This window comes from Nocardiopsis halophila DSM 44494, from assembly GCF_000341245.1.
Classification (GTDB): domain Bacteria; phylum Actinomycetota; class Actinomycetes; order Streptosporangiales; family Streptosporangiaceae; genus Nocardiopsis_A; species Nocardiopsis_A halophila.
Genome location: NZ_ANAD01000267.1, coordinates 18,026 through 27,831, shown reverse-complemented (window position 1 = coordinate 27,831; position 9,806 = coordinate 18,026). Strand labels below are relative to the sequence as shown.

The following is a 9,806-nucleotide window of genomic DNA, read 5'->3' as shown; positions in this document are numbered from 1 at the left end:
CCCTCCTGCCCAAATACGCAGAGGGCGGAGGGGGCGGAGGGGGCGGAGGGGGCGAAGCGAGCGGAGCGGACGCCGAGGACACGCAGGGGGCACCGAGCGGCACCGGTGGCGCCGGCGGGACCGGCCCGCAGGTGCCCTCCCCCGTCGTCGGGACCGACTGGCTGGCCGACCACCTGGGGCAGGACGGGCTCGTCGTCGTCGACTGCACGGTGCTGCACCGCCCCCTCCCCACGGGCGGGATCGAGCTGGAGAGCGGCCGCCCCGGCTATGCCGAGGGGCACGTCCCGGGCGCGGTGTTCGCCGACCTGCTGACCGACTTCGCCGACGCCGGAGCGGACCGCCCCTTCGCCGTGCCGCCGGTGGAGCGGCTGGTCGGCGCGCTGGAGGACCTGGGCATCAGCGACTCGGACACCGTCGTCCTCTACGACCGGGCCCATATGGCCTTCGCGGCCCGGCTCTGGTGGCTGCTGCGGCTGCTGGGGCACGACCGCGCCGCGGTCCTGGACGGCGGCTGGCGGAAGTGGACGGCCGAGGGGCGGCCGTCCACCGCGGAGGTGCCGGCGGTCGCCCGGGGACGGTTCGAGGCGCGACGGCGCCCCGAGCTCGCCGCCACCCGCGAGCAGGTCCTGGCCGCGACCGAGGATCCGGCCGCGTGCCTGATCAACGCGCTCTCCCGCGACCAGCACGAGGGCCGCGTCCCCGTCGCCCACGGCCGGCGCGGCCACATCCCGTCGAGCACGAACGTCCCCGCGGCCTCGCTCCTCGACCCCGAGACGGGCGCCCTGCTGCCGCCGGACCTCCTCGCGGACCGCTTCGAAGAGGTCGGGGCCTTGGCGACCGGGAACGTGATCGTCTATTGCGCCGCGGGCGTGAACGCCGCGAGCGATGCCCTCGCGCTGACGACGCTGGGCGTGCACAATGTCGCCATCTACGATGGCGGCCTTTCCGAATGGAGCGGCGACCCTGCGCTCCCCTTGGTCGCCGAGGGCTAGGAGGAGGCGGCCGATGGCCTACGACAAGGAACTGGCGGACCGGATCCGGGAGGCGCTCGCGGAGGTCGCCCCCGTCCGCGAGGTCGGCATGTTCGGCGGACTGTCGTTCATGGTGAACGGCAAGATGGCGGTCACCGCCGACACGCAGGGGCGGCTGATGGTGCGCTGCGACCCCGACCGGGTGGACGGGCTCCTCGAGCGTCCCGGGGCCGAATGGGCGCAGATGCGCGGAAAGCCGATGAGCAAGGGATGGGTCGTCGTCGCCCCCGAGGGGACGGATTCGGAGGAGGACTTCACCGCGTGGATGCGGGAGGCCCTGGAGTACAACGAGAGGGTGGCGGGGCGTGGGGACTGAGGACGGCGGCGCGCCGGATTCGGCGTTCAACGGGTTCCCGCCGGAGCTGTTCTCCTTCCTGGAGGGGCTGGAGAAGGACAACTCCAAGTCCTACTGGGAGGCCAACCGGACGACCTGGGAGAACGCGGTTCAGGATCCGATCGGCCGGCTGATGTCGGACCTGGAGCCCGAATTCGGCCCGCTGCGCACTTTCCGCCCGAATCGCGATGTCCGGTTCTCCAAGGACAAGTCCCCCTACAAGACCTGGGTCGGCGTCACCACCTCCGACCGGGCGGTCGGCGGCATCGGCGCGTTCCTCCGCCTGGAGGCGTCGGGGATGCGGCTGGCCTGCGGTGCCATGGCCCTGGCCCCCGACCAGATCAAACGCTTCAGGACCGCGATCGACGACCCCGCCGCCGGGGCCGAGTTCGCGGAGATCGGCCGCGCCCTCGCCGGCCGCTCGCTGCCCGTGGGCCCGGGGCGGCAGCCCCCGTTGAAGCGCGTTCCCACGGGCTTCGCCAAGGACCACCCGCGCGCCGAGCAGCTGACCTGGAAGGGTGCCGTGGTCGTCCGGGAGTACGAGCGCGCGGACTGGATGCACCGGCGTGAGGCCCTGGACGAGGTGCGCGGCGTCTGGAACGGGGCCGCCCCGCTCAGGGAGTGGATCGAGAGGAACGTGGGCGGGAGCGAGCAGCCCCCGCGGCGACCGGGCCGGCGCTAGCGCCGGAGCACTGAGAGGGCCTCCGCGGCCCCGGCAGGGACCTCGTGTCTCCGCCGGGGCCGCGGAGGCCCTTCGCTCTTCCCGTCCGCGCTCCGCCCACCCCGGCCGCGGCACGCGCCTCACCCTCGGTGACGTCGCCCCGTCACCGGACGACCGAACCGCGCTCGGGGGTCCCGCCGTTCCGCGGCCCCGAATTTATTTCCGCACCCACCTCCCCCGCTGAAGGAATTCTCCATTTTCCCGGCCGGTCGAATTCCCCTCGCCCCCGGAACGACGGAAACCGCTCTCCCGGGACCGCCCCCGCCCCCGCAGCCTCCGGTACGGCACGCCCCGCCGCCCAGAAAGCCTGCCCCTTGGCCGTTCCCGGCCAGAACCGCGCCTGCGGGACCGCACCGGCGAACACACTCCCGGGCACCGTACGGCAATGGCCACCTGCACCCTCCTGCGGTCGGTGACTTTTTCTTCCACGGAGAGTCACAGCATTTCAGGCAGGCCACTGAATTTTCCGGGTGATAATATAAGGACCGCAGGCTGGCTTTTCGCACCCGGTCGAATAATGGTGAATTGTCGACTACACGCCGTGACCGGACGGAACCGCGCTCCCCGCCCCGCCGCCCCCCATCACCGGCGGGTCCGCGGGGGTGCGGCCCGCCCGGGCCGTGCAGCACGGAAGCGGACGGACAGACCGGGTGCGGACGCAGGGCGCCGAACGCCCTCCTGCGAGGGGCGCCCCTGGCCCGCGAATCCTCCGAGCTCGGACCGGCGAAACGGACAACTCCGCACGAGGGGTGTGATCTGCATTGGCGAATGGGCAGGCACAGTACGAGGCGAGGTTCTTCGGGGCGTTCACGGTGCTCCGCGACGGACGGCCGCTCGAGGGGCCGGCCTGGCGCCGGGAGAGCGTCCGCACCCTGCTCAAGTGGTTCCTGCTCCACCCCGGCCGGCGCTGGAGGGCGGCCGAGCTCTGCGAGGTCCTGTGGCCCGGCGAGAACGGGGACCGCTGCCCCAACCGACTGCACGTGACCCTGCACCACCTGCGCCGCCTGCTGGAACCGGAGCTGCCCTGCCGACGGCCGTCGTCCTTCATCAGATCCGACCGCGGGGGCTGCTACCGGTTCGACACCGCGGACCGCTGGCGGACCGACGTCGCCGAGACCCGCAGGCTCCTGCGGAGCGCCGACGCCGCCCGTGCCGCCGACGACGCCGCGGCCGAGATCGTCGCCTGCCGGGAGCTCACCGCCTACTACGAGCGGACGTTCCTTCCCGAGGACCTGTTCACCGACGCCTTCGCCCCCGTCCGCACCGCCTATGAGCGCGAGTACCAGGACGTCCTGAGCCGGCTGCTGCGCGCCTCCCTCGACGCCGGCGACGACTTCGCCGCGGCCTCCTGCGCCGCGACGATCCTGGACATCGATCCCTACTGCGAAGAGGCGATCGCCGCCAGCGTGCAGGTCAGCCTCCGGCAGGGCCACGTCCTGGGGGCGATGGAGCAGTTGGACGACTTCCTCGGCACCCTGCAGCGCGAGCTGGGGACCCGGCCGCCCCACCGGCTGTCCCGGATCCGGCAGAGGCTCCGCAGCCCGGGGTGACGCCCGGGGTGGCGCCCCGTGCCCCTGCCGCCCCCAGAGGTCCCCCGCGGCGTCCGCTCACGGCGCCGGGTCCGCCTCGGGTCTGCGCTCGCGGGGGCCGGGGGCCGTACCGCCCGGCCGGGCCGCGCCTCCCCGGGCGCCGCCCGGCTCGGTCCTGTCCCGGAGGAACCACCGCTGCAGCGGGGTCGCCGCGAAGGTCGTCACGATCGCCATCAGCACCAGGATGGTGTACAGCTGCATGGACACCAGCCCCGCCTGCAGTCCGATGTTGAGCAGGATCAGCTCCATCAGGCCCCGCGCGTTCATCAGCGCGCCCAGGGCGTAGGCCTCGTTGCGCTCGATCCCCTGGACCCGCGCGGCGAGGGCGATCGCGAGCCCTTTGCCCACGGAGGAGACCAGCAGCACCAGCCCCGCCATGAGCAGGATGCGCCACTCGAAGATGAGGGAGAGCTCGGTGTTGAGCCCGGAGCACACGAAGAACGCCGGCAGCAGCACGTACCCCACCAGCGGCTCCAGCCTGCTGCGCATCAGCTCGGTGAAGCGGTCGCGGGGCATCGCCACTCCGACGATGAACGCGCCGAAGACGGCGTAGACCCCGGCCAGGTCGGTGAACCAGGCTCCGGCCAGCAGCACGATCACGACCAGGACGAACGGGCCCGCGGGGAACTCCTCGCCGGCCCGCAGCCGGCGCTGCGCCCAGCGGCCGACGGCCGCCAGCCCCCGGCGGCCGAGGGTCAGCATGAGCACCAGGTAGAGGACGCCGCCGCCGAAGGCCGCCAGGGCCAGGACGGGGTCGCCCTTGGTCGAGGCCACGACCCCGGCGAGCAGGATCCACGACACCGCGTCGTCGGCCGCGGCGCAGGCCAGTGCGATGGTGCCCAGCCGAGTCCCCTGGAGGCCGGACTCGTGGATGATCCAGGCCAGCATGGGGAAGGCGGTGACCGCGATGGCGGCCGTCAGGAAGAGGCCCGCCTGCCAGACCGTGACGCCCTCCGTGAAGTAGCCGCCCTGGGAGACCATCAGCCAGGCGACGACGCAGCCGAAGATCGCGGGCGGGACGATGCCCGCGAGCGAGGTGGAGACCGCGTCGCGGGTGTGCCGCAGGAACATCCCCGTGTCGAAGGCGCTGCCCACCAGGAACATGTAGAGGACCAGGCCGAGCTGGCCCACCAGGTAGAGCACGGTGAAGGAGGGGTGGGCGACCGTCTCGCCGGCGACCACCGCCTCGGTGGGGAAGAGCCGTTCCTGGACTCCGGGGGCCAGGGCCCCGAGCAGCGAGGGGCCGAGCAGGAATCCGGTCACCATGATGGCGACGACCTGGACCTGGCCGAGCGCTTTGAACACCGGCCAGATCAACCGGTAGACGGCCAGGACGATGCCGAGCTGGAGCAGGAAGTGGACGGTGGTCTCGGCCGGTGAGGGCATCCGGGGCTCCTGGGGAGGTGTCGGGCCCGGTCGATCCGGGACGGGGGCACGGCGGCCACGGAGGGGGCGGCACGGCTCGGACGGGACCGGCCCCTCCTCTGGGGAGCGACCGGTGCGCATGCGCCGTCGGTGGCCGCTTCACGCGGCCACCGACGGAGGGGTCGGGGCCGCCGGCGCGGGGGCCTCAGGGCCGGGCCCCGCGTCCGGCGGGCGGGGGCTCAGGGGCGTTCGAAGAAGCCGCGGTTGGCCCCGATGGAGGCCTGCCACTCCTCGGGGACCTCGTACTCGGGGAAGATCGCCTCCACCGGGCACACCGGTTCGCAGGCACCGCAGTCGATGCACTCGTCCGGGTCGATGTAGAGCTGGTCGTGCTCGTCGAATCCGGGGTCGTCCGGGGAGGGGTGGATCGCGTCGACGGGGCAGGCCCCGTGGCAGGAGGCGTCCTTGCTGCCGACGCAGGGCTGTGTGATGACGTAGGGCATACGGCTCATCGCTCCTTCGCGGACCAGGGGGTGGTTCTCGGGTCGGGCCCTCCTGCGCGGCGCCCGGGAGGCACCTCCTAGGCCTGCGGTTCGGGGGACAGGCCCATGAGGGCCGACAGGTTCTCCGGGGTGAAGAAGTCGTCCCAGTGCACGGTGTTCTGGATCACACCGAAGAAGCGGTCGATGGCGTCCTGGTTCCCGCGCATCGCCGCCAGCACGTCCTCGAAGGAGGCCTGGAACGGCTCCATGGCGGCGTGGTCGACGATGAAGTCGTACAGCGGTTTGAGCTCCCGGTTCCTGTGCGCCTCGTAGGAGGCCAGGGCGGTGTCCAGGGGCTCCCGCCCGGAGAAGCCGGCGTCGATCGCCCCGGCGAGCAGTTCGGCGTCGCGGAAGGCGTCGGTGATGCCCTGCGCGGTGATCGGGTCCTTGTGGGCCCCGGCGTCGCCGACCAGCGCCCAGCCGGGGCCGTAGGGCCTGCGGAAGAAGTTGGGACGGTTGCCGGCGCCCATGTAGCGGTGCGCCAGGCTCCCGGCGGCGATGCGCTCGGCCAGGTCCGGGGCGATGGCGGACACGGTGGCGAGGTAGTTGGCGGGGATGTCGCTCTTGAACCCGGCGAAGTCGCGCTCGGGCCGCTCGACGAAGACCGCGGCCTGGCGGTCGTTGGTGGGGAAGGCGATGACGGTGCTGCCCGGCCGGGTGTAGAACTCCAGTCCCCTGAGGGGCACGTCGTCCCAGTAGGTGTAGTAGCCGAACGCCTTGGGCGGGGCGGTGCGGTACTCGGGGGCCCCGACCGTCCGGGCGACGATGGAGCGCATGCCGTCGGCGCCCACGACCATGCGCGCCCGCTCGGTGACCGTCTTCCCGTCGGCGTCGACACCGCGGATCCCGACCGCCCGGTCCCCCTCGGTGAGCACCTCCGCCACCGAGAACCGCTCCCGGACCTCGGCCCCCGCGTCCACGGCGGCGTCCACCAGGAGCTTGTCCAGGACCGTGCGCTTGGGGGCGTAGATCGCGGCGAAGCCGTCGTCGACCGGGCGGGGGAAGCCGGTCAGCGTGAAGGGGCCGTAGCGCTCGAAGCTGAGGTCGAGCTCGATGTTGGTGATCGGCGGGCAGTTCGTCGCCTCCACCTGGTCGATCAGCCCCCAGCGCCGCAGCTGCGCACTGCCGCCGACGGTGATCATGTGGGTGGAGACGGTGTCGCTGGGGAAGGCGGCCCGGTCGACGGCCAGGACGCTGTACCCCTGCCTGGCCAGCAGCATGGCGGTCGGGGACCCGGCCACGCGGGCGCCGATGATGATCACGTCGTACACGTCTGTTCCTCTCTCAGGGGGACGGGGCGGCCGCGGCCGCCAGTGCGTGCTCGATCCGCTGCCGCCAGATCTCGTAGGGCGGCTCCACGCTGACCGCCGGCAGGTCCCGCCGCGCCTCCTCCACCGCGTGCGCCGCCCCGGCGCCGCCGAGTCCGCAGAAGACCCGGCAGGCGCGTTCGGTGTGCGGCGCGGATCCGCCGGCCTGCCGGCGCCCCCAGGCGGCCGTCGCCGCCCCGCGTGCCAGGCGCACCCCGTGCGGGCCCGCGCGGTCCCTGAGGTCGCGCAGGGAGCGCTCGTCGGCGCCGCCGCCGTAGGAGGCGGCCAGTCCCACCCCGCCCCACAGGTCCGCACGGCGCTCGGGCGCGTAGCCGTCGACCAGGCGCGCCACCAAGGGGACCCGGGCTCCGGCGGAGAACCACAGCGCCCGGCCGACCCCCTGGTCGAAGCAGCGGCGGCCGTATTCGGTCAGGTGGGTGGGCACGGCACGGTGCAGCACGTAGCGCCGCCGCCGGAAGAAGGCCTCGTGGAACCCGTACCCGTCCGCGGTCACCCACCCCAGCAAGGGGTCGAGCCGGGCCAGCTGCGCCTCGGGGCCACGGCGCAGCCGGGCGAAGGCGAGCCCGACGCCGACATAGGCCGGATAGGCGTGCCGTGCCGCGGGCCCGGCCATGAAGGCGGGCAGCCGGCGCTTCCAGGGCGCCACGGCGTCGAGCGCCGCCAGGCCCATGCCCGCGCCCTCGTAGGCGAAGCCCTGGAGCTCGGGGTCGACCGCGTCCAGTCGCGCGGCCAGAGCGGGGAGGCGGGGATCCTCCAAGGAGGCGTGGTAGCCCTCCATGAGTGAGCGGGCGACCGGCGCGAAACGCTGCCACGCCTCGGGGGCGAAGCCCGGCCGGGAGAACACCGCCTGCGCCGACGGGATGCCGAAGGCCGCCCTGCGCAGCCGTCCGATCGCGGTCATACGTGCAGCTCCTTGGCGGACGAGGGGGCGGGGGCGGAATGCGGCCAGGCGTCCCGGATCCGCTGTCGCCAGTGCTCGTAGGCGGGCCGCCCGGGTGCGTCCCGGAGCCCGCGTCCGGCGCGGTGGGCGGTCGCGGCCACCTCCGCGGCGTCCTGGCCCCACACGACGTCGCAGGCGACGTCGGTGTGCGGCGCGACCAGCCCCGACTGCTCACGGAAGACCGAGGCCAGCGCCGTGCCCACGGCGATGTCGGCCGCGTGCTCCCGGGCGGCTTCGAGCAGGGCGCGCACGGCGTCCCGGTCCATCACCCCGGCCGCGTAGGCGCAGGCGAGGCCGATGCCGCTCCACAGGTCCGCCCGGCGGGAGGCGGGGAAGCCGTCGATGGTGGCGATGATGCGGTCGGGCCCGGCCCCGGTGGAGAACCACAGGCTGCGCCCCACCCCCTGGTCGAAGGCGCGGCGGGCGTACCCGCGCACGTCCCGGGGCACGCTGCGGCCCTCGACGGTGCGCCGCCAGGCGAAGAAGCCGTCGTGGAAGCCGTAGCCGTCCATCACCAGCCACCGCAGGAAGGGGTCCTGGCGTCGGAGGAAGCGGTCGGGGCGGGCGGGGACGCGGGGCAGGACCAGGCCCGCGCCGATGTAGACCAGGCAGCGGTAGGGGGCGCCGGGGCCGTGGACGAAGCGCGGCAGCCGCCGCCTGCCGGGGACCAGGCTGTCGAGCAGCATCAGGCCCATGCCGGCGCCTTCGTAGGCGATGCCGCGCAGCTCGGGGTCGACCGCGTCGAGCCGGGGCACCAGGTCCTCGTGCCGGGGCGTGTCGAGGGCGGCGGAGAAGGCGTCGACCAGCGTGCGGGCGACGGGCTCGAAGGTGCGCCAGGTCCGGTCCATGTCCTCCTGGGGACCGAACCGCTCGGCGGCCAGCTTCGGGAACGAATCGGCGTCGAGGCCGAAGAAGGGTCGGATCAGTGATCCCGGGGAGAGGGGCATCGGGCTACCTCCTTGCCGGTTCGGCGAATCGGATGCGGAGCCGGCGGCGCCAGACCTCGTAGGCGGGCACCACGTCGTCGCCGGGCACCCCGCGGAGCGCCTCCTCGGCGACCTTCGCGGTCTCAGCGCTGGTGAGCCCGCACACCAGCGAGCACGCCGTCTCGTTGTGCTCGGCCGGATTGCCCACCTGGTGGCGCGCCCAGGCCGCCACGGCCACCCCCTCGGCGAGCCGCGCGCCGAAGGGGCCGGCGCGCTCCCGCAGCGCGGCCACGGTGTCGGCGCCGACGCCGCCGGTGTAGCCGCACGCCAGGCCGATGCCGGCCCACAGGTCGCCGCGGCGGGACTCGGGGAAGGCGTCGACCGCGGCGGTCATGCGCCCGGGGGCGGCACCGGTGGCGAACCAGACGCCGCGCCCGAGCCCCTGGTCGAACACGCGCGCGCCGTAGCCGCTGAGGTGCGGGGGCACCGCCTGTTCCTGGACGTGCCGCCGGTGGGCGAAGAAGCCCTCGTGGAATCCGTAGCCGTCGAGCACGGCCCAGCTCAGGACGTCGTCGGCCAGCCGCCGGCGGCACCCCTCGGGGTCGCGGCGCATGCGGGCCAGGCCCATTCCGGCCCCGAGGTACACGGCATAGCGGTAGGGCCGGCCGGCCCCCGCGACGAACCGCCGGACACGCCGCTTCCACGGCAGCCAGTGGTCCAGCGCGGCCAGTCCCACCCCGGCGCCCTCGTAGGCGAAGCCGCGCAGCTCGTCGGGGTAGGCGTCCAGGCGGGGCACCAGGGAGCGCCCGCCGGGGTGCAGCAGGGCGAGGCTGCAGCACTCGGTGACGGTGAACACCACGTGGCGCATGCGCCGCGCCGACGCGGCGTCGCCGGCGGCCCCCGGGGGCAGGTCGGCGGGGGTGACGGAGAAGAAGGGCTTGAGCAGGGTGCCGGCAAGGGTCACCGGACGTCCTCCTTCGCGGGCGCTTCGCCCGGTCGTTCGGCCGGCACGTGGTCCGGCCGCTCACTC

General features: G+C 74.0%; 10 protein-coding genes. 4 read left to right on the top strand and 6 right to left on the bottom strand.

The genetic code is table 11. The annotated features are described in order from the left end of the window. From D450_RS0128425 to D450_RS0128410, 4 genes are all read left to right on the top strand, one after another. Window positions 1-992 (top strand): sulfurtransferase (locus D450_RS0128425; RefSeq protein ID WP_152520939.1); only part of this gene is annotated, 992 nt, incomplete at its 5' end. Window positions 993-1,005: 13 nt separating this feature from the next. Further along, a complete protein-coding gene (locus D450_RS0128420; protein ID WP_017542020.1) occupies window positions 1,006-1,347 on the top strand; it encodes a TfoX/Sxy family protein in 342 nt (113 codons plus the stop codon). Next, window positions 1,337-2,047 carry a DUF2461 domain-containing protein gene (locus tag D450_RS0128415; RefSeq protein ID WP_017542019.1) on the top strand — a complete coding sequence of 237 codons (711 nt, stop codon included), beginning with the start codon at window positions 1,337-1,339 and terminating at the stop codon, window positions 2,045-2,047. Before D450_RS0128420 ends, D450_RS0128415 begins: the two co-directional genes overlap by 11 nt. Before the next feature lie 800 nt (window positions 2,048-2,847). Next, window positions 2,848-3,636, top strand: a complete 789-nt coding sequence (locus D450_RS0128410) for an AfsR/SARP family transcriptional regulator (RefSeq protein ID WP_017542018.1) — start codon at window positions 2,848-2,850, stop codon at window positions 3,634-3,636. A gap of 57 nt (window positions 3,637-3,693) precedes the next feature. On the opposite strand, the gene D450_RS0128405 is transcribed toward D450_RS0128410, so the two are convergent. From D450_RS0128405 to D450_RS0128380, 6 genes are all read right to left on the bottom strand, one after another. Next, window positions 3,694-5,061: a cation:proton antiporter gene (locus D450_RS0128405; protein ID WP_017542017.1), complete on the bottom strand. Its 1,368-nt coding sequence runs from the start codon at window positions 5,059-5,061 to the stop codon at window positions 3,694-3,696. Window positions 5,062-5,279: 218 nt separating this feature from the next. Beyond that, complete coding sequence (locus D450_RS0128400; RefSeq protein ID WP_275041915.1) at window positions 5,280-5,552, bottom strand: 4Fe-4S dicluster domain-containing protein; 273 nt, start codon at window positions 5,550-5,552, stop codon at window positions 5,280-5,282. 68 nt (window positions 5,553-5,620) lie between these two features. Beyond that, a complete protein-coding gene (locus tag D450_RS0128395) occupies window positions 5,621-6,853 on the bottom strand; it encodes an NAD(P)/FAD-dependent oxidoreductase (protein WP_017542015.1) in 1,233 nt (410 codons plus the stop codon). Between the two features lie 13 nt (window positions 6,854-6,866). Beyond that, on the bottom strand, window positions 6,867-7,811 hold the full coding sequence (locus D450_RS0128390) for a DUF1702 family protein (protein ID WP_017542014.1): 945 nt from the start codon (window positions 7,809-7,811) through the stop codon (window positions 6,867-6,869). Next, window positions 7,808-8,797 carry a DUF1702 family protein gene (locus D450_RS0128385; RefSeq protein WP_017542013.1) on the bottom strand — a complete coding sequence of 330 codons (990 nt, stop codon included), beginning with the start codon at window positions 8,795-8,797 and terminating at the stop codon, window positions 7,808-7,810. The genes D450_RS0128390 and D450_RS0128385 overlap by 4 nt, the downstream gene beginning before the upstream one ends. Window positions 8,798-8,801: 4 nt before the next feature. After that, on the bottom strand, window positions 8,802-9,740 hold the full coding sequence (locus tag D450_RS0128380; protein WP_017542012.1) for a DUF1702 family protein: 939 nt from the start codon (window positions 9,738-9,740) through the stop codon (window positions 8,802-8,804). Window positions 9,741-9,806 lie beyond the last annotated feature (66 nt).